The sequence below is a fragment of the Paenibacillus koleovorans NBRC 103111 genome, from assembly GCF_004000845.1.
Classification (GTDB): domain Bacteria; phylum Bacillota; class Bacilli; order Paenibacillales; family NBRC-103111; genus Paenibacillus_AA; species Paenibacillus_AA koleovorans.
Map to the genome: position 1 here is coordinate 1 of NZ_BIMA01000087.1, position 21971 is coordinate 21971.

The window sequence follows — 21971 nt, forward strand, 5'->3', positions numbered from 1 at the left end:
AATCTTCTATAACGCCGCCCAGCAAAAAGTAGCAGGTGTTTATTATTCCTACGGCCATTTGGGTTATTTCGACTCGAGCGGAAATCAGACGAATATTCCGGATGCCGCTTATTTGGGAGAATGGATCACGCTAAGGTTTTCATTCGACTTGGCTGCAGCTGAGTACGATTTGACCATTATTAGTGATGCGCTTAAGAACTTCACTGGAAGTGACACTCGTATTGATAAGGGGAACGGGACGTTCTTCGAGCAAGGGTTGCAGACGATATCGGGCAGGACGACTATCGATCGGGTGAAGTATTTGCCTCAAGATGTGACGGGCGTGTACTGGATCGACCATCTGACGATGGATAATGAAAAACCGGCTTGGAAGGATGGAAGGGTGACGCTGTCAAGTAAGACGGCAACGAGCGCTACATTAGCTTGGAACGTTGCCTCGGATGATTTGGCGATTGCCAGGTACACCGTATATGAGGGTGTGAATCCGATTGGCAGCGTATCGGGGGATGCCTCCACCATTACCTTGACCGGATTGTCACCAACTACTCATGTATTTACGGTCGAGGCGGAGGACTACGCCGGGAATAAGTCATCCTATCGTCCCTCCATTACTGTTCCGCTAAACGTCACTTCGTTCCGCGATACGTTTGACCAGGAGCCGGTGGGTCCTCGTGTAACCGGCGGAGGTTGGTATTTCGAAAGTCTATACGGTACAAGCGAAATCGCTGAAATTCCTGTTGGTGACGAAGCAGGGAATAGAAGCTTGGTTTTGCTCGACAATGACAATGATGCCGCTTTTCCTTATCGCAATGCGGCATCCGCGGAGCGGCGATTCGCGAATCAGACGGGCAACGTGACATTTGAGAGTAAATTCCGGATCAGCGCTTATGACACGGAGCGTCAGCACTTCAATATGGTGTTTTACAACGCCGCTCAGCAGAAGGTGGCAAGCATCTATTATTCTTATGGGCATCTGGGATATGTTAACGACATTGGAGAACAGAAGAACATACCGGACGTCCCCTATCTAGACAAATGGATCACGGTTCACTTCAATTTCAATTTGGCCGCAGCTGAATACGAGCTTACTATCACCAGTGATGCGCTCAAATTATTTTCGGGAGACGATGTACACCTTGATCCGACCACAGGGACTTACACCATTCAACTTCCCACAATCGCGGGAAGAACGAGCATCGATCGAATCAAGTTTTTGCCGCAGGCATTCAGCGGTCAATATTCAATTGACTACTTGTTAATGGATAACGATGCTCCCGTCTGGAACAACGGCACACTGACAGTGAATGGAACCGGGTCGTCTACGGCGGATTTGGTATGGGAAGGCGCTGCAGACGATCTCGAAATTGCTAAGTACAATTTATATGCAGACGGTAATTGGGTCCAATCCGTGTCCGGAAATAAGCAGAGTGCTAGGATCGTAAACCTTACGACCGGAACCCATCATTTCGTTGTGGAGGCGGAGGATTATGCAGGTCATAAAACCATCTACAACCCGAGTGCATCCGCGACCTTAGTGGTTCATTCGTTCAAGGATACGTTTGATGGGGAATCGACGGGCGTACGCGCTTCAGGATCAGGGTGGTATATCGATAGCACCTATGGGGTTGTGGAGGTTGTGTACGATGCTCTACCGGACAACGTATCCAATAAAAGCTTGCGTTTGACGGATAATGATTATGACTCCGGCAATCCTTATCGGGCTGCCGCTACGGCGGAGCGTCGGTTCGTAAACCAAACCGGTTCCGTCGGATTCGAAACGAAAGTGCGAATCGAACAGCTGAACCATCCTCGGGAGCATTTGAATGTGATCTTTTACAATCCCGCTCAAGAGAAGGTGGCAGGCGTCTTCTACTCCTTTGGGCATTTAGGATATTTCAATGACAGCGGCGGCCAGACGAATATCCCGGACGCCCCCTATTTGGGAAAGTGGCTCACGATTCGGTTCACTTTTGATCTGGAAGCTGCGAAATACGACTTGACCATCCTAAGCGAAGCTTTCAAGAGCTATACAGGCACTGACGATCGGATTGACAAGGTGTCCGGGACGTTTACGGAACGAGGTCTACCTACGATTTCCGGGCGATCTAGTTTTGACAGAATCAAGTATTTGCCACAGGATATGACCGGCACGTACTGGATTGATTATCTTACAATGGACGACGGGCTGCCCATTTGGATCGACGGTTCCATGAAGGTAAGTACGAAACGTCTGGACAGCGTCACTTTATCCTGGGACGGAGCTTTCGATGACCGAGGTGTCATTGGTGGTTATAAGCTTTATGAGGGAGCGACACTGCTAGGTGCAGTCGATGGAGATATACGAAGTCTTTCCTTGCACAATTTGAATGTCGGTTCCCATACCTTTCGGGTGGAGGCCCTTGACGAACTGGGGAATGAGTCCAATGGAGGGCCGCTGACTACGGCTATCATACTGGCTCCCGCATCTGGTGTACCGGTGCCGCCCGAGGAGCATCCACGCTTGCTGATCCGAGGCTCCGACATTCCGGAGCTACGGCAAAAGGTAACCGACCCGGATATGCAAGCGGCTTGGGGACGTATCGTTTATCGATCGCAATCTTCACAGGACGGAAGTTTACCGCCAATCAATCCTAACGTTTATTCAACAAACTTTAATTCTGCGCTTCTCGAGAGTATAGAAGCCAAGGCTTTGATGTATTTACTGCAAGAGGATGAAGAGCTGGGCAAAGATGCGATAGCGATGGTTGGCAACTATCTGGACACCGTTAACTTTTCGGCCAATTACGATGCTTACTTCAAATCGAAGTATGCCGGTCAAGCGATGACATCGGCTGCAATCGTATACGATTGGTGCTATGCCTTACTAAGTGAAGAGGAAAAGGCAACGTTAATTGATCGGATTATTTCATTGACTCGTTATTTCGAATTTGGCTACCCTCCGGCGTTCAGGAGCTACGTAAGCGGACACGACAATGAAGCCAATACTTTTATTGATTTGCTTAGCTTCGGCGTAGCCGTCTTTGATGAGAAGGATGATGTTTACTTAGATATTGCGGACTCGCTGATCAACGATTTTTTACCCGTTCGCGACTTTATTCTTGCTTCTGAAATGTACTATCAGGGGGATTCCTACAGCCAGCCCAAGCTTTCCTATGAGCTCATGATGAACCTGATTTTCTCAGGTATGGGGGCGGATCCACTCTTGAGACCTGAAGAGGGGAAAGCACCCTACGCCTATCTTTATTCCAGACGGCCGGACGGTCAGTTGCTGAGAGATGGAGACTCCTATATGAGCTCCACTCAAGCAAGAGGCTCGTATTGGTACTATCCCGATTTGTTTCTGTATAGTGCCGGCCAATATCAGGACCCTTACTTGATGGATGAATATTTACGCCAATATGCGATCGCTCCATCTGTAGTGAACCCGATCCGAGCATTCTTGTTTCATGATCCGACTTTGCCAGCAAGTCCACTAAGCGAGTTGCCTTTGACAAAGTATTTCGGATCCCCCTATGGCTCTATGATTGCTCGAACAGGCTGGGGGGATGAAGTAGGCACATCCGATGTTATAGCAGAAATGAAAATAAAGGAATATCAGTTTAATAACCATAGTCATTTGGATTCAGGAGCCTTTCAGATTTACTATAAAGGCAGCTTGGCAATCGATTCCGGGATTTATAACGGGGTCGGTAGCGCATACGGCAGCAGTCACGATATTAATTATCACAAAAGGACGATCGCTCATAATGCCATGCTGATCTATGATCCGGAAGAAGACTTTGATTTTTATGGAAATCCGATCTCCAACGATGGCGGCCAACAATGGATTAATGGCAGTGCGGTTGCCAAAAACGTATATGAGCTTCAAAATGACTACAAAGTGGCCGAAGTGTTAGCTCATGCCACGGGTGCGGATGAGTGGAGTCCTGATTTTAGTTACTTGAAGGGCGACCTGGCTGCCGCCTATTCGGGAAAAGCGGAGTCGTATACACGGTCTTTCATGTTCCTGAACTTGAAGGACAGTCGCCATCCTGCGGCTATGATCGTATATGACAAAGTGAAAGCAACGAATCCGGATAATACGAAGTACTGGTTGCTACACAGTACGGAAGAACCGGTTGTAGACGGCAACACCACTACGATTACCAAATCGGGCCATGGGAACAACGGAAAATTAGTGAACACTGCGCTGCTGCCGGTGTTGGAAGAGGCCACGACGGAAGTTATCGGTGGCGAAGGACATGAATTTGATGTATTCGGTACCAACTACCCGGCAGTCCCTACAAACAACAATACATCGGATGAACCCGGCGCCTGGCGGATTCAAATCTCACCGAACACTCATCAGGCGGATGATACCTTTCTTAATGTCATCCAAGTGATGGACAATACGAACGGCCCCGAACCGCTGGTACCGGCTATCATCGAGTCGACTGATCTGGTCGGTGCGAAAATAGCGGATCGAGTCGTCCTGTTCGGGAAGGGCGACACGAAATTAAGCGGGAGCGTAACGTTCCAAGTGTACGGAGAGGAGGATCATTTGAGTTATGTTGTAACGGATCTTGCTGCCGGTTTTTGGACGATAGAGCGAAACGGTCAAACGGCGTTGACCCAAGTTGAAGTTACGTCAGAGGGCAGTGTGCTTCAATTTGAAGGGCCTCCGGCAGAATATGTACTTACTCGTTCAGCAGAACGAACGCTGCCTGCCGACCAGAAGCCGAGTTGGTCGCGTGTTGCCGATGTGTCTGCGATGAATATATCGGCTTCCGGGACGACGTTGTCATGGACGGGTGCGGAGGCAGGCGGAGCACCGATTGCCGCATACCGGATTTACGAGTCGGGCAAGCTGCTTGCGATTGTATCCGGATCGACCTACAGCGCCGCTATATCAGGGTTAACGCCTGGCTACCATACATTCCGTATCGAAGCAGTGGACACTTCGGGGCTCTTGTCGAACACAGGACCGTCTGTCACGGTTAGTCTGCAAGAACGTTTTACAGTTACCGGAGTTGTATACCAGGGAGGGGTTGGCCCGCTTGCTGGGGCGTCCGTTACGATCCGAACACAGCTTGATGGTACAGTTGTCGGTAAGGCAACTACTGCAGGGGATGGCAGCTTTACATTGATCGACCTCATTGCAGGCAACTATATCCTGGACACTTCTAATGCTGGAAGCTCGAGCGACACTCGTTCGATTACGGTTCCTTCGGAAAATCCGGCTCAGACCATAACATTATTGCCGAAGCTTGCTATCACAGCAGTCACCGCAAGCATGGAACCCGAAGGACTAGCAACCAACACGATTGATGGCAGCATAATAGACGGTTCAACCTGGCAAGGTTCGGGAGATGGCGTTTGGATCCAGTATGATTTCGGTGAAAGTAAGCTTGTTTCACGTGCGGATATTGTATGGTATCAATCCATCAAACAACGAATTACGTATGATATTGCAGTGTCCACAGATGGAGTCACGTTCACGACGGTGTTCAGCGGACAAAGTTCGATTGCGAGCGGTTTTCAAATAACGTCCTTTGATCCCGTAACAGCGCGATACATTCGAATAATTGGACACGGGAATGACGGTCCCTATTCGGCCTGGACGTCGATCAATGAAGTAGCATTCTATTTACAGTCCTAATAGCTCACGAATTGATGAAGGCGGGTATTATTACCCGTCTTCATCTGTATACCAAGGAGAGGAAGAGTTTCATGGCGAGGAAAGTAACCGTTAGTTCCATTTGCACGCCCCCTCTACATGTATTGGGAAGTCACTCCAGTCAGCAGATCGCGATAAGTTTGCGAACTTATTGGCAGCAACAACTCGAACTAGTGCTGCCCGACCAACCTGAGCTGATTGTGCTGCCTGAGAAAAGTAATGTTCCACGCGGGTTATCTTCAAGCAGGGAACGGGCATTTTGTTTGGAGTATGCAGAAGAAATGGAACAGTTCATGTGTTCGATCGCCCAAAAATCCGGAAGTTATATGGCCTACTCCTCGATTCGTCCGATGGTTGACGGGACATGGCGAAATAGCACCCAGCTGATCGATAGAAACGGCGTGATTATAGGAATCTATGACAAAAATTACCCAACCATCGAGGAAATGGAGGATCAGAATATTCGCCCCGGTAATGAAGTAAAGCTGATGGAATGCGATTTTGGGACGGTGGCTTGCGGTATTTGTTTTGATCTTTTATTTGATGCGCATCTACAACGGTATGCGGATTGTAAACCTGAAATCATTATTTATTCCTCGTTAATGCATGGCGGCTCTCTTGCAAATTCATGGGCCTACAGCTCCCGAGCGCATCTTGTAGGCGCTGTAGCAGGAGTACAGAGCTATGTAATATCCCCTCTTGGGCAAACGATTGCGACCAGCAGCAACTACACACGCTACGTGACCCATACGATAAATCTGGATTGTAAAGTAGCTTTTTGGGATAATAACTTTCAAAAAATAAAGGATGCAAAGCGCAAATACGGCCGGGGCATCAAAGTCGTAGATCCGGGCTTTCAAGGGTCCATTCTTATTTCCAGTGAATCGGAAGGTCTTGATGTAAACCAAATTATCCGAGAATTCAAAATAGAATTGATAGATGAATATCTCCAAAGAAGTGCAGTTACTCGATTTCAACATCGATAAAGAAAGCACGCTTGACTCCTTCATCTTGATGGAGAAGCTCAAGCGTGCTTTCTATTTCTTTTCAACATGGATACTCCTCCTTCTTCATTTTCCTCCTTCAGGATTGTTCCCTCCCATACTACCACCCGAAATTATCGATATTCCATGCCATCATTAAGGCAAAATACAAGAATTAAGCCATTTCATCGCCGTGTACGGCAAAGGTACGCTTTCTCGTTAAGTGTATCTTGTTCATCGAATGTAGATCATTTAGACTCGACCCATGTCTCACGCTAACCCAATTAGCCTTGATACTGCATGCGGTTACAGAAATTCAGGAGGAAGAGGAAAAATGAAAATGAAGCACGAGGTTATGGTCCGCAAAACGTTCCTGGACGGAAAAAGAGTCCATGAACATCTAAGACGTATCATTCGGAGTTGGCAGTTGTATGTTTTGCTGGCGTTACCTTTTCTTAGTCTCATCATCTTCGAGTACATTCCCATGTATGGGATTCTGATTGCTTTTAAGGAATATAAAGTCTCACGAGGAATATGGGGCAGTCCCTGGGTCGGATTCAAGTATTTCGAGATGTTCTTCACGTCACCGAGCTTCTCTCAGCTGCTACGAAACACTTTAACGCTCAGCCTATATGATTTTTTGGCCAGCTTTTCCTTTCCGATTGTGCTGGCGTTAATGCTGAATGAAATCAAATCGATGGCATTCAAGAAATTCGTGCAAACGGTTACTTACATTCCTTACTTCCTGTCGACGGTAGTTGTAATCGGGCTTGTTATGCAAGTGTTCTCTTACGGCGGGATTATGAATTCGATCCTGCATGCGATCGGACTGGCAAAAGTGGATTATTTGTCTAAACCGATGATGTTCCAGCATTTATACGTTTGGTCGGGGATATGGCAGCGTACCGGATACGCAGCCATTATCTATATTGCGGCGTTGGCGAGCGTGGATACGTCCCTGTATGAGGCCGCGTTGTTGGATGGAGCATCCCGGCTGAAGAAGATCATCTACATCGATATTCCAAGTATTCTCCCCGTTATCGTGATCCTCTTTATTCTGAACGCGGGTCACATATTAAGCGTAGGTTTCGAGAAAGCCTACCTTTTGCAAAATCCGGTTAATACAAGCGTTTCTGAGGTCATATCCACTTATGTCTATAAGATCGGACTCCAGAATGCCCAGTATTCGTTTGGAACGGCTGTAGGACTATTCAACGCAGTAGTCAGCCTCGTCATGATCATCGGTGTCAACTGGATTGCCCGTAGGGTGAACGAAACAAGTTTGTGGTAGGGGGATAGAAAACTAATGTCAAGCTTAAGGAAAAGTTCGTTGCGTTTACACACGGGATTCGGCGACAGAGTGCTAATGACATTCATTTATGTTTGCCTTTGTCTCGCCGCATTGGCCGTTTTAGTGCCGGTTATTAATGTAATTGCATCATCCTTCAGTTCCCCGAGGGCGATCGCGGAGGGGAGAGTCTCTTTCCTGCCGGTAGAGCCTACTTTAGTCGGATACACAATGGTACTCAGCAGTAAAGCCGTGCAGACGGGTTTCCTTAATTCGCTCTTCTACACAACGGTGGGCACGGCGGTAAGCGTCATTCTTACCGTACTAGCCGCATACCCGCTCTCCAGGAGAGACATGTACGGACGCGGCGTACTCATGTTTCTGTTCGTCTTGCCCATGTTCATAAGCGGGGGGCTTATCCCTACTTACCTAGTGGTTTCCAAGCTAGGTATGATTGACACGCCATGGGCCATGATCTTCCCGACTGCGCTGGGCCTCTTTAATTTGATCATTACGCGCACCTTTTTTCAGATCAATATTCCCGAAGAGCTGCTTCAGGCTGCGCAGATCGACGGTTGCAGCGACTTCAAGTTCGTAACGCATGTGGTGCTGGCCTTATCGAAACCCGTCCTTGCCGTGATTATCCTCTTGTATGCCATCGGGAAATGGAACTCGTATTTCGAAGCGCTGATCTATGTTCATAAGCTTAGCCTGCAGCCCTTGCAGATTGTACTTCGGGACATCCTAACGCTTTCCACCTTCACCACGGAAATGTCGACAGAGCAGGCGAGTATATTCATGGACGTAGAGGATGCGCGTTACATCGGCTTCTTGCTCAAATATTCGCTGATCATCATCGCCAGCTTGCCGTTTATGTTCCTCTATCCTTTTATTCAGAAATATTTTATCAAGGGTATCCTTATTGGGTCGCTTAAGGGATGAAGAAAAAAAGAGAAGGAGGGTATGGTACGGGATACCGCATTCTTATTCCTTAAGGACAAAATGATATAATAGATTATAAATGGAGGGTTCGTATGAAACGCGAGGCAAAAGGAGTTATTGCGCTTTTCTTGTCTGTCACGACACTGCTCGCAGGCTGTTCGGGAAACAATGGATCAGAGGGGACCGCTCAACCGTCTGCTACCCCTTCAAGCGGAGCCACTGCATCTGCAACTCCAAAGCTTGCAGGTGAGCTCATTTCCGAGAAATTAATGACGATTCAAACTTATTTTGTCAACAATTCAAGCTTTATCGACTACTCGGAGAAAAACAGGGCGCTTCAGAATTTCGAGAAAAGAACCAATATCCACCTGGACCTGAAATTCGGCGACCCCAAGGTAATGCTGGCTAGCGGCGACTATCCCGAGATGTTCTTCAATGCCAATCTTACGAACCAGGACATCATCGATTATTCTTCCCAGGGTATCCTGCTGCCTCTTAACGACCTGATCGACAAGTATGCTCCGAATATCAAAGCGGCGGTAAAGGATTATCCTCATCTATTGGAGGACCTTACAGCGCCTGATGGCAAAATCTACGGCATATCGATGCCTAACTCGAGCTATTACGGTCATGCCCCGACGATGGCTTATATCAATACCCAATGGCTGACGGACGCCGGCCTCAAGATGCCTAAGACAACCGCTGAGTTCGAGTCGGCTTTGAGAGCCTTCAAAGCCCGCGGCAACGGGGTCCAGCCATTTACCGGCTATAAAGACAATCCGCTGCAATACTTCTTGATGAACCCTTTTATACTGGCCGATGATAAAAACTCGTTCGTCTACGTAGACGGCAACAAGAAGCTGCAAATGGCGGCCATTCAGCCGGAGTGGAAGGCAGGCCTGCAGTGGGCGAACAAATTGTACAAGGAGGGCCTGATTGATCCCGGCGCCTTTACGCAAACGGCGGATCAGTTCAGACTGCTCTTCAAAGCCGGCAACGAGTTGAAGGGCGGCACCTACACGGCTCCCCATCTGCAAGTTCCCTTCACTGCAAATGATACCGAGCTGAACAAGGCATTCGATGCGCTGCCTCCATTGGTTGGGCCAAGCGGCAAAGGGTTTACGAACTGGGTGGATAATGAACGTGTAAGCGGCGCCGAGTGGGTCATCACCAAAAAAGTGAAAGATCCTGTCGCAGCCATTAAATACCTGGATTTCTGGATTAATCCCGATAACTTCTTGTGGAACTGGATCGGCGATGAGGGAGTCCGGTATGTCCCGGCCAAAGCTGGAGATAAGAACATGTACGGCGATCAGGCAAAGATACTTGACATGAGATATGTGCCTGGATTCGTGGACCCCAACAAAGGCGACAAGCTGGATGCCGGACGTCTGGTGCAAAAACCGACCACACCTTGGATCAATTTCCAACGCTATAATGTCGTCTACCCGGATGATATTTACGGCCCGCACAAATGGACCTATGATTTCTATCGGCTGACCATTATGGCCAAAAAGTATGAGCCGTTCAAGAGCAGCGCCAACCTGGAGAAAAATATCGCTCAGTTGTGGACCACAGCCGACCAGTCTACCCAAATCCAGCAGTCCGTGCTCGCGATTACCAACTATGTCAATCAGAACATGATCCGCTTCATCACAGGGGATCTCAATATCGATAGCGGTTGGGATACTTATGTACAGGGACTTAAGAATTTGAAGCTGGATTCCTACCTCGCGCTGCTTCAACAGCTTTACGATAAACAAGTATTCAAGAAATAAGGGCGCCGTTTAAATCGGAAGGGGATTCGCTTGTACGGGGGAATCCCCTCCCTACCAGGCCTTGGCCATAGGACAAACGAGGATTTATAGGCTCTCAAGTATATTCGAAGAGGGAATTATAATGACACAACAATATGGCGGGGTTCTGGGTTCGAACAAAAAATCGTGGATACTCGTTTCTTTCCTGCTTCCCTATATGATCGCTTTTACATTTCCCCTATTGGTAAGCGTGGCCATCTATTATAAGCAATTGAGATCGATAGAGAGCGACTACCAGCAGACGAATCTTCAGATGCTCGAGCAGTATTCCGGTTATATGGATGCTCGGATTCGGGAGATGAACAGTATCATTAAACAGGTGAGCGGCGATCCGATTATTGACAGTCTCCTTTCCTCCACGAAAACCTTTGATAGCGGTGATTTAACCTATACAGTCCGGCAAAGCTTGGACAAAATGAGTCTTTATAAAGGAACCACCCAATTCTTCACGGACTTCGGCGTATATAACAAGAACAACGGGATTCTGATTACTTCCGATACGGCCTATACCAACCTGCGCGAAGAGTATGGGGAATTGTTGCAATATGGGGACTTGAACTACAATCAATTCAAAAATCTACTGGATGGTACTCATCGTTCCGGATTCATGCCGGCGGCGAGCTACACACATGGCATCAATCAGGAGGATGTTCTGATTTATGTAGATTCGATTCCCAAATCCAGTATTAATCCTAAAGGCTGTATCTATTTTCTAATCCCTATTAAAGACATTCACAGCATCTTCAGTAAATTGTTGATCAATAACGGAAGCTTCGCAAGTATTCTGGACCAAAACGGGGCGGTTCTGGATACATGGCCGAAAGATTCGAAGTTGGATGCTGAAACAACCTTATCGATTCATAAAGCAATGATGGGGAAGACCGGAATGAATGATATGAAGGTCGGTAACCAGCGTATGCTTGTATACAGCGTCTACTCGCAGGGAAACGGGTTGACCTATGTCTCTGTTCTTCCTTACAGTACGGTAGTAAACAGAGTGCTCTATATCAAAAACATCATTCTGGGAATCACGACTTTGCTTATCTTGCTCGGCTTAATCATGTCCGTGGTTCTTTCGAGAAGGAACAGCAAGCCGCTGCTGTCCATCATCCGAGCCGTGGAGCGTCTGGGAATAGGCAGCTCCAACAAATCCATGGGCTTGAGGCAGCTGGAAGGCTCCGTAATGGCTCTGGTTAGCAACAATGAGGAGCTTCGCTCCCGCATAGACCAACAGCTGCCGATTCTGCAATATGCGTTTTTTTCCAAATTATTTTCCAATGAAATTTTTACAGACTCGGAGCTTGAAGCGTACATCTCCCGCCTAAAGCTCCCCATCCATAAGGGTCATTATGTCGCATTGCTCATTTATCTGAACGGGGATACGGGCCATATCACGGAATTGGAATTGAAACAATTGCAAGCCGTTAAGCTGATCATGAATGACATGATAAATCAGATGGATAACCTGGTTTACATTCATGATAGCGATCTTAACAAGGTTATCGCCGTTTTCAACGGGCCGGCCGATCCGGACGATTGGCAGCCCACCGGAGCCTGGATGCAGTACTTGGAGAACAGTATCGGGGAGATAGCCAAGGAGCTGAGGAAGCAGACTCGCAACAAGCTCTTGGCGGCGGGTGGCATCCCGGTGAGAAGCTTGTCCGAAATCGGGCTTTCCTTGAGTGCGGCCAGGCAGGCATTAACGTATCTGGACCCCAAGCAGGTGATCGTCTGGTATCAGGATATCAAAATCCGGTTGTTCTTCTACTATCCTCTGGAGCTGGAAACCAGGATTATCAATCTGGTTTATTCCGGCGTGTATAAGGGGATAGCTACGGTTTTGGATGAGCTGTACGACGCTAATTTCTCGGAGAAGCAATTGTCGGAGCATGCCTACAAACAATTGATATTCGATATGCTGGGTACGGTGAACAAGCTTATTCATAACAGTAAAATAAATGAAGAAAAAGTAAAAAGTGTCATGACTATTATCATAGACATACAGGTTTCTCCTACCGTCAGTGAAGCTTGGGAGAAATTCCATGAGATGTATAGGATTTTATCCGCCTACTTCCTGTCCTCTCAACTCGGCCGCCATGATGAGTTGATCAGTAAGGCGAAAAACTTCCTACTATTAAATTACAGCGACCCTCAGCTTAACATTCAAAGTGTCGCAGAGTTTATCGGCATCAGTACGGAGTACTTTTCTCAATTGTTCAAAGAAAAAACAGGCGAGTATTACTCCGATTACCTGGAAACGTGCCGGATCAACCATGCGGTTTCCCTTCTTGAAAGGGGTGACCGGGTCGAGGAGGTAGCCGCCAAGGTTGGTTATAACAGTGCGACTGCTTTCCGTCGGGCTTTTAAGAGACATACGGGTGTTAATCCCACGTCCTTCCGTAAGATAAAAACGACCTACGAAGATCCCTAAAATAAACCTACTAAAAGCTAGGATACGGGAGTGAACGGTATGAAGATTGGAATCGCCGATTTCGGGATGAATGTGTGGGATGGCGGATTCTACGATTACGAAGAGCGCTGGAAAGGCTTACGTGAGATTGGGTATGAGGGTATTGAACGATTAACGGCCTTCAGCTCCGATGAGGCGCTAAGCAAAGCGGCAAGAATGCGCAAAGACGGCATGTCTTTTGCGACTGTACGCGGACCGAGCTTGGAATTATCCATTCAATGGACAGCAGGTCTAGGCAAGCCTTATGTCTGGACCCAGGTAAGCGAGCAAAAAAAAACCGAGGTGTTCTATCGTCAAGTCAACCTTATGTCGGAGGCATGCCGCCGTGCAGGCATCCAATCGGCTCTTCATAATCATATGGGCTCGTTAGTCGAGTCTCAGGAGGAGCTAGAGACCTTCCTGCATCGTTGTCCCGAGACCAAACTTGTGTTCGATATTGGGCATTTTGTCGCGGCGGAAGGCGACTGCATAGAAATCATACGAAAATATGGGGAGCGTATCGAAGTCATCCATATAAAGGATTGGTTGCTTGAGAATCCGTCAGCAGAGGCCTGGAATCGCAGAGGTCGATTTTGCGGATTAGGTCAAGGGAACATGGGATTAGATGTCAAAGCCATTCTTGATCAAGCAGCGCATATAGGCTTTGACGGCTGGGTCTTCGTCGAACATGATTCTCATCTCCAAGAGCCGTTGGACGATTTAAGGGCAAGTCGAGAATATTTGCATAGGGCGGGGTATTAATCGTATGAATGCGATCGAAAAGCGGGATCCCATTCGAATCGGACTGGTGGGGCTTGGCAGGGCCGGTTGGGGCATGCATTGCAATGAATTGAAGGGCAGAGAGACTGAGTTTCGTATTGTCGCCGTCTGCGATCCGATTCAAACCCGAAGGCAAGAAGCGGTTGAGCGTTATGGCTGCTCCGCTTATGAATCGATCGAAGCTCTGATTCGGGATGAGCATGTGGAATTGGTTGATATTGCAAGCCGATCTAACGATCATTATGCGCATGCGATAATGGCGATTGAGGCGGGCAAAGATGTCTTGCTTGAGAAGCCGATTGCCATGCGATACGAAGAGGGCCAACATATCGCTGAGCTGGCAGCCAGGAGGAACGTCCAGGTTTACGCTCGCCACAATCGGCGCTTCGACCGCAATTTCCTTCACGCTCGTGAAGTGATGACAAGCGGCGTGCTCGGGGACGTGTTCAGAATCAAGCTATGTGTGCACGCGTTTAGTCGCCGCGACGATTGGCAGACGATTAAGGATTTTGGCGGAGGACAGCTGCTCAACTGGGGGCCGCATGTTATCGATCAAGCCTTGCAGCTTCTGGAGAGCCCCGTTTCGCGTATATGGAGTCATCTCGGGCAAGTCGCGGCTGCAGGAGATGCGGAGGACGATGTGAAGATCCTGCTCCAAGGGGAAAACAAGCGTGTCGCGGATATAGAAATCAGCGGAGGAGTATGTCTTCCATCGCCTTACCTTACCTTATACGGAACTAGAGGAAGTCTTACAGCTTCGGGAGATACGATAACCATGAAGCATATCGATCCGCAAGTTATTTTGGAGCCTATTTCCGCCAATTCGGGAACACCTGGACAGATTTTCAGCCAAACCAAACCGATTGTATGGGAGCAGCATACGATCCACGTGAATCCGGCGACGACTTATGATTTTTGGGATGAGCTTTATAGAAGTATGCGCGGTGGCGCTCCGTTCCCCATCAAGCTTGAGGAAGCGCTGGAAGTGTTGCGAATCACGGATGAAGTCCGAAAAGAAAACGGATACGAATTGAAGTAACCGTTGCGGATCTGTTTCTGGCCTGCGGAGCTGGAAAATGAGACGAGGAGGTACCGGTAAAATGAGAACAGTCTATGAGCAAGGTTTAGAACTGCCGAACTTCTTTACTTCCAATATGGTTCTGCAACGCCGCAAACCGCACGTCATATGGGGAAAGGCCGCGGCAGGCACGTCGCTGACGGTCAGCTTGACGAACGGATCCGTCGCCTCCCGGCAGGACGTTACTTCCGATTCGGAAGGGAACTGGACGGCTTCCCTGAACCCGCTTCCCGCCGGAGGTCCGTACACCCTTACCGTCACAGCCGGAAGTACGACCGAAACGGTTACCGACGTGTTTGTCGGTGACGTCTTCGTATTAGCCGGGCAGTCCAACATACAACAGGATTATCAGCGCTTCCGCGAGCATGGCATCGATCCGAACCAAGTCCCGTCTCTGCCGACCGACCCGCTGATCAAACATGTTTCGCTCGCGACGATCGACGCTTCGTCACCCCAGTTCAACATCCCGTTCCGCGACGACAGCCGTACATGGCTTTCACTTCATTCCACTAATCATAGGGGCGTCTCGGTTTTGGGACTTTTTTTTGCGGAACGGCAATTGACCCGAAACCCCGGCATTCCGATTGGTCTTATGTCCGTGTCTTGGGGCGGGACGCGCATCGAGCGCTGGGTTCGCAGTGCGCCGGAAAACCATTCTGCCCTTTTCGCCGCGGATGACGGCTCTATCTTCAACAATCATATCGCCCCATTTATCAAATACAAGATCGCCGGAATCTTATGGTACCAGGGAGAGAGCGATTGGAACAACGGGACGATGTATTCCGAGGCTTTCCCTACGATGATCAACGATTTCCGCTCCCTGTGGGGGGAGGAGGATCTGCCGTTCGTGTATGCCCAGCTTGCCCGGTACAGCGGATACGACTTTACTGCCGTACGGGAAGCGCAGCGCCTCGCCTTGGACAACGTCAACAATCCGGCCAACCTCGGCATGGTCGTGACGATCGACACGGATAAAGGAACGTCCGACAACTTGCATCCGCTCGGCAAAGAAACGATTGGAGAGCGTATGTCCCTCATGATGGAATACATGATTTCGGGAAATTCGTCATCCACGGTATACACAGGCCCCTTATTCCAGTCCGCAAATGTTAGCGGTAACTCGATCATCGTCGAATTCAAGCCTGGCTCGATCGGCGGCGGTTTGGCGGTGCAGGATGTGTATGATCAGAATGGCGGAGGAAGCCTGCAGGAGTTCGAAGTCGCCGGTTCTAACGGCATCTTCCATAAGGCAACCGCGACCATCGCGGCCAACCATACGGTTGAGGTGTCTTCCGATTCCGTACCGTCGCCCGTTTATGTGCGTTACGCGTACAGCCGGGTGCCGGCCAATCCCAACCTATTCAACAAGGAAGGCCTGCCGGCCAGTCCGTTTACGTCCCAGAGTTTGGGGTAGGCGATTAATTCAAGTTAGGGAAGGGGGGGATGCCGGAATGTCGGACTGGCTTGAAGGATTGCACAAAGAACATCCTCGTTTGATTGCGGATGCGAGTGATTTTGAACGGCTAAAAAGTAATATTGCAAACTATCCCCTAATGAATGAATGGTTGGAGGACATCAAGGAACGGGCGTTGCTTCTATTGGATCAGCCGCCGCTTGATCCCGTTACGGGGGAAGCTAAGCTGTTTCCGAGAATCGTTAGGCTGGCGATGATGTATCGTTTGGAAAGGGATAGCCGATTCGCTTCGCGTATTTGGGAGGAGCTTCAGCCCATCTTGAAAAGAGAGGACTGGTTGCCTCATTTCTTCCTGATCACTTCCGTCTATTTACAAACAGCAGCCCTTGCGTATGATTGGTGCTATGAAGCATGGACGGAAGAACAACGCAGGCAGATCAGAGAAGCGATCGTCGAGAAGGGACTGAAGCCGGCCCTGATCGAATACAGACACAGCGGCCCGTACAGCCAATCCAATTGGTCGAAACGAACGAATAATTGGAACATCGTCTGCAACGGCGGCGTTATGATGGCAGCCCTGGCTATTGGAGCGGAAGAAGCAAGCTGGACTGACGAAGCCTTCGCTTGTGCCTGGGAATCGCTGTCTCATGCCCTTCACAGCTTTGGCCCCGATGGCGGCTGGGATGAAGGGTATGCGTATTGGAACTACACTTGGCTCAACATGTGCCGCGCCTTTGCGTCGATGGATACCGCTTTGGGAAGGGAGTTCACGGACCGGCAGCTTGCCCCGTTTGGCGGAATTGCCGAAAGCGGGTACTTCGCGATGTACATGGACGGGCCAACAGGAAGAGTATTTAATTATGCCGATAGTCTCTGCAGAAAAGCGGAGATGGAGCAAATGCTTTGGCTCGGTCGGAGGTATGACAATCCGGTCTATACACAGTGGTGGATGAAAGCAAGGAAGAAGAAGCCGGGTATATTCCCGTTATCGCTTCTCTGGTTTCAGCCCAGTCATCTGGATATGGCCGATGAGATGGAGCGTTTGCCGCTCGGCATGCATTTTCGCCATGTGGAAGTATCGTCCGTTCGCAGCTCCTGGAACGATTCGGATGCGGTATTTGCGGCTTTCAAGGCAGGAAACAACAGCGCTCCTCATTCGACGACGGATATGGGAACCTTCGTTGTGGATGCCATGGGCGAACGATGGATCGAGGACTTCGGGACGGGCAGTTACGGCATTTATGCCAGCCAAGAGCAAACCTGGACGGGGTATTGGGACCGGGAGTGGCGTTACAAGTATTACGTCAATCGGGCAGAGGGTCATAATACGCTCGTGCTCAATCCCAGACCGGTTGTGGATTCGTTGCAGCATATGCCTGATCAGAATCCTGACGGGTATGGTCCTATTACCCATTTCGGTATGGATGCGGACCGGGAGTTCTCGTTCGGTATTATGGATCTGACCTCAGCTTATGCGGATGCGCTTCCCGCATATGGGGATTATGCAAGAACGGCTGAACAAGTGAAGCGAGGCATTGCCCTTCTTCACGGAGATCATACGATATGGCTTCGCGACGAACTGACCGGCCTGAAGGAGCCCGGGGAGGTTTGGTGGTTCCTTCATATAAATGGAGCCGCTTCAGTCCAGCTTTCCGCCAACGGCAGATCGGCAGTTTTATCTAAGAACGGCAAGCGGTTCGGGATTGTCATCTTTTCGCCTGAAGCGGACATTCGATTCGAGGTGATGGAGGCCAAGCCGCTGCCGGGATCGCCCGACCCGGAAGAGCAATGGTCGAATCCCCCTGTAGAGTGGAGTGTAAACCCTAATATTCCGACTCGCAAGCTGGCCATTCATCTGGAGGGGAAGAAGGATGTCGCCATTTCGATTGTGATGGTCCCTTTGCGGGAGGGGCAATCGCTTCCTGAAACAGGGCCGGACATGCTGCCTTTACATTTGTGGACCGCATCTAAGGGAGTGGGAGCATGAGTGAAGAATTCGAGGTGAGCTGGGACAGTCCGAGCGTCGGATCGCAGGATTCGATGCCGGCCGGGAACGGCGACATCGGGATGAACGTATGGGTCGAGGAGAACGGCGATCTGCTGGTTTATATAAGCAAAACCGATGCATGGGACGAAACCGGCAGGCTGCTCAAGCTAGGTCGGCTTCGCGTCAGTATGACGCCGAACGTGTTGCTTCGCGGGCCGTTTCGGCAAACGCTCTCCATGCGTCGCGGCGAAGTGGCGATCGAAGCGGGGGCGGCCGGTGAGCGCGTTCGGATCGCGGTATGGTGCGATGCCAACCGGCCGGCGTTGCATGTGGAGGCGCAGACCGATCAGCCGGTGGCGATCGCCGCCCGACTGGAGCTGTGGCGGACGGAGGAGCGCGTCATCCCGAAAGTGGAGATGGGCGGATTTTACGGTTTCATACACGCGCCGGAGCCGCTGGTAGAAGCGCCCGATACGGTAGTGGATACGGCGGACGACAGCGTGATCTGGTACCATCGCAACGAGCACAGTGTATGGGCAGCGACGATGGAGCACCAGGGGCTCGGCACGCTGATGGCGTCGCTGGAGGATCCGTTGCTCGGCTTGACGACCGGCGCACGGATGGCGGGAACGGGGTTTCGCCGGATCGGTCCTTGCGAATTGGCGACGGAGCGGGAAGTGACGGAGGCGGTGCTTACGGTCGTCGTGCACGGCGCGCAAACCGGGTCGGCCGGGGAATGGCTCGCACAGCTGCGGGAGGTGGCGGCGGTGTGCGAAAGGATGCCGCTCGTTGCCGCTCGGACGGCGCATCTCAACTGGTGGGACGCCTTCTGGCAGCGCAGCTACATCGAGCTGGCGGCGGACGTGGAAGCGGCGACCGTTGCGCGTGGGTATGCGCTGCAGCGGTATTTGCTCGCTTGCGCGGGCAGGGGGCGGCACCCGATCAAGTTTAACGGTTCGATCTTCACGATGGACATCGTCGTGGAAAGCGAAAATCAGCCGCGCAGAAGCTTCAATGCCGACTATCGGCTCTGGGGCGGCCATTATTGGTTTCAAAACACGCGCCTGCTGTACTGGCCGATGCTGGCGGCGGGCGATAGCGACTTGATGCGGCCGCTCTTCGCCATGTATGCGCAGGCGCTGCCGCTAGCCCAAGGGCGGACGCAGCTGTATTACGGCCATGAAGGCGCTTATTTTCCCGAAACGATGGCGTTTTGGGGCACCTACGCAAACGATAATTACGGTTGGAACCGCGACGGCCTGCCGATTGCGCACGTCGTCAACGGATACATCCGCTATTATTGGCAGGGCGGGCTCGAGCTGGTGACGATGATGCTGGCCTACGATGCTTATGCGGAAGACGCAGCGTTCCGCGAGAAGACGCTGCTGCCGCTGGCGGAAGCGATTCTCGCCTTCTTCGACGCGCACTATCCGCGGGATGCGGCAGGATTACTGCACTTCGAGCCGGCGTCGGCGCTGGAAACGTGGCACGAGGCGGTCAATCCGACGCCGGAGCTGGCCGGGCTCCGGCATGTGCTGACGGAGCTGCTCGCTTGCGGAGACGGCGTGTGGCCGGAACGGCTCACGGCGCAGTGGCGGCGCATGCTCGGCGAGCTGCCGCAAGTGCCGCTGGACGTTTCCGACGGGGAGACGCGCATCGCTGCAGCGGAGCAGTTGATCGGACCGATCATGAACGCCGAAAACCCCGAGCTGTACGCGGTGTTTCCGTACCCGCTATACGCGATCGGCAGCGGCGCGGAGGAGATCGGCCGCCGCACGTTTACGGCCCGCCGGGTGAAGCGCGCCGTCGGCTGGCAACAGGACGGCATCCAGGCGGCCTGGCTCGGCCTGGCGGAAGAGGCGTGGCAGGACATCGCTTCCCGGTTTGGCACTCCGTTCGGTCGATTCCCCGGCTTCTACGGGCCGAACTACGACTGGGTGCCGGACCAGGACCACGGCGCGGCGGCGATGATGGCGCTGCAGTCCATGCTGCTGCAAACGCGCGGCGACGCGATCTATGTGCTGCCGGCATGGCCGAGCGAACAGCCGGTGCGGTTCAAGCTGCACGCCGGCAGGGGGACGACGGTGGAAGCGGCGTATGAACCGGGCCGGCCGCTGCGGCTGCAGGTGGAGCCGGCAGAGCGGCTGAAGGACGTTGTGGTTTGCTGCGACGCAAGCGAGCGGTAGGGGAGGGCAAGGCGCCGGATAGTTATTTGGAGTATACAAATAGAGCCAGTTGGATCATCTTTGATCTTACTGGTTTTTTTTGTCTCAAGTGTGGCAAGTTCGTGCAAATGGGGCAGAGAACGAAAGTTAGCTAATTGCAAACTGAAGTTTGCTATATTTCGGGTAAAATCGGAGGGCGGTCGCATAACAAATGGATATTCGTTATTAGCAAACTTGTTACGGGCATTAGCGGGGGTTGAGTTTGTTATTGTACGGGTGAATGTGCGGAATCAGAATGCGGGAAAACGTGGCATTCCCTTCTACGGCATGAACGGCGGCGTGTCCACCCGTTTCGGGATCCGTTACCTGGAGGTCCGCCTTGAACGAAAGTAGAACCGAAGGGGGCAGCCGGCTGGAGTGGAGGAGCGAAGCGTTCGCCTTTGTAAGCGTGGCCCCACCACTACTCCCATTCCATCAAGGTCCACGATTACAACAGCGACCGGAACCCAGCTGCCTGCCCTCCCCACGCGCCAAACGGAACACAAACGCCAGAGGACCTGACCGTTGAATTGTTCATCGAGCAAACAATCTTCCCGCTACAAACTATGGATTTACACACCTGCAACTAAAGTGATATGATGAGTTTAAAAACAGATCATATGAGTGGGTGGAATTTTGAAAAGATTGGCAAGCACCAAGGTCGTCACGGAGCTGACACAGCGTATTGAGCAGGAGGTTTGGAAAGGAGGGGAGAAGCTGCCCTCTCTTAACGCGCTTGCGTTGGAATTCGCCGTTAGTGTGGCTACGCTTCGGGAGGCGTTGCGGATCCTGGAGAACCAAGGGTACATCTTGATTGAGCATGGACGCGGAATATTCGTGCGAAGCCAAAATTACTGGCGGAAAGAGAGTCCGCTTGAGCTGGATCCCATTCCGATGGGAGATCTGGTCTCCTTGCTGGAATTTCGTGAGATTCTTGAGCCGGAAATGGCCAGGCTCGCAGCGGAGCGGGGAACGCCGGGACAAATAAAAGGCATTAAAGAGGCGGCTGCCCAAATGGTGGAGGATCTTGCTGGCGGTGTGGACTACTTCCGTTCCGATATTGCCTTTCACGATCATATTGCCCAAGCAAGCTCGAATGAGGTGATGAGCAAAGTGATGAAAGGAATATCCGATATGCTCTCCGAGAGCCGCAGTCAAACCAAACGGATTCAGGGAAGCCCCGAGAAGGCGGCTCATTTTCATATGTTGATTGCGCTTGCCATAGAGCAGCGGAACGGGAAATTAGCCAAAGAAATGATGTACCTTCATTTGCAGGACGTGAGAGAAGATGTACTCAGGCTTAAAGAGTCAGACCAGTCATCTGATAGGGGCATCTGAATTTATGATTGGAGCTACTAGTGAAACATGGGGAG

At 50.9% G+C, this 21971-nt stretch carries 12 protein-coding genes; all 12 read left to right on the forward strand.

Annotation, left to right across the window (positions count from 1 at the left end; genetic code table 11):
- The first annotated feature begins 523 nt into the window (after window positions 1-523).
- The 12 genes from hepB to PKO02S_RS23390 all read left to right on the forward strand — a co-directional run bounded on the left by hepB (window position 524) and on the right by PKO02S_RS23390 (window position 21936).
- Entirely contained in the window at window positions 524-5638 is a 5115-nt protein-coding gene (gene hepB, locus PKO02S_RS23335; protein WP_218033950.1) for a heparin/heparin-sulfate lyase HepB, read from the forward strand.
- Between the two features lie 71 nt (window positions 5639-5709).
- Window positions 5710-6642, forward strand: coding sequence for a carbon-nitrogen hydrolase family protein (locus PKO02S_RS23340; protein WP_164821630.1), 933 nt, complete (start codon window positions 5710-5712; stop codon window positions 6640-6642).
- A 331-nt stretch (window positions 6643-6973) separates the two neighbouring features.
- Window positions 6974-7930 (forward strand): ABC transporter permease, encoded by a 957-nt coding sequence (locus tag PKO02S_RS23345; RefSeq protein ID WP_246067230.1) that lies wholly within the window; start codon window positions 6974-6976, stop codon window positions 7928-7930.
- Window positions 7931-8179: 249 nt separating this feature from the next.
- Window positions 8180-8869, forward strand: coding sequence for a carbohydrate ABC transporter permease (locus PKO02S_RS23350; RefSeq protein ID WP_307720036.1), 690 nt, complete (start codon window positions 8180-8182; stop codon window positions 8867-8869).
- Window positions 8870-8961: 92 nt separating this feature from the next.
- A complete protein-coding gene (locus PKO02S_RS23355) occupies window positions 8962-10647 on the forward strand; it encodes a type 2 periplasmic-binding domain-containing protein (protein ID WP_127586720.1) in 1686 nt (561 codons plus the stop codon).
- A 121-nt stretch (window positions 10648-10768) separates the two neighbouring features.
- Window positions 10769-13117, forward strand: coding sequence for an AraC family transcriptional regulator (locus PKO02S_RS23360; protein ID WP_127586722.1), 2349 nt, complete (start codon window positions 10769-10771; stop codon window positions 13115-13117).
- A gap of 39 nt (window positions 13118-13156) precedes the next feature.
- Entirely contained in the window at window positions 13157-13897 is a 741-nt protein-coding gene (locus tag PKO02S_RS23365) for a sugar phosphate isomerase/epimerase family protein (RefSeq protein ID WP_127586723.1), read from the forward strand.
- Window positions 13898-13901: 4 nt separating this feature from the next.
- Window positions 13902-14954 (forward strand): Gfo/Idh/MocA family protein, encoded by a 1053-nt coding sequence (locus PKO02S_RS23370; protein ID WP_127586725.1) that lies wholly within the window; start codon window positions 13902-13904, stop codon window positions 14952-14954.
- A 61-nt stretch (window positions 14955-15015) separates the two neighbouring features.
- Complete coding sequence (locus tag PKO02S_RS23375; RefSeq protein ID WP_164821631.1) at window positions 15016-16407, forward strand: sialate O-acetylesterase; 1392 nt, start codon at window positions 15016-15018, stop codon at window positions 16405-16407.
- A gap of 139 nt (window positions 16408-16546) precedes the next feature.
- A complete protein-coding gene (locus tag PKO02S_RS23380) occupies window positions 16547-18394 on the forward strand; it encodes a DUF4962 domain-containing protein (RefSeq protein WP_164821632.1) in 1848 nt (615 codons plus the stop codon).
- Window positions 18391-20580 (forward strand): DUF5703 domain-containing protein, encoded by a 2190-nt coding sequence (locus PKO02S_RS23385; protein ID WP_127586731.1) that lies wholly within the window; start codon window positions 18391-18393, stop codon window positions 20578-20580. Before PKO02S_RS23380 ends, PKO02S_RS23385 begins: the two co-directional genes overlap by 4 nt.
- 654 nt (window positions 20581-21234) lie before the next feature.
- Entirely contained in the window at window positions 21235-21936 is a 702-nt protein-coding gene (locus PKO02S_RS23390; RefSeq protein WP_164821633.1) for a FadR/GntR family transcriptional regulator, read from the forward strand.
- The last annotated feature ends 35 nt before the right edge of the window (window positions 21937-21971 follow it).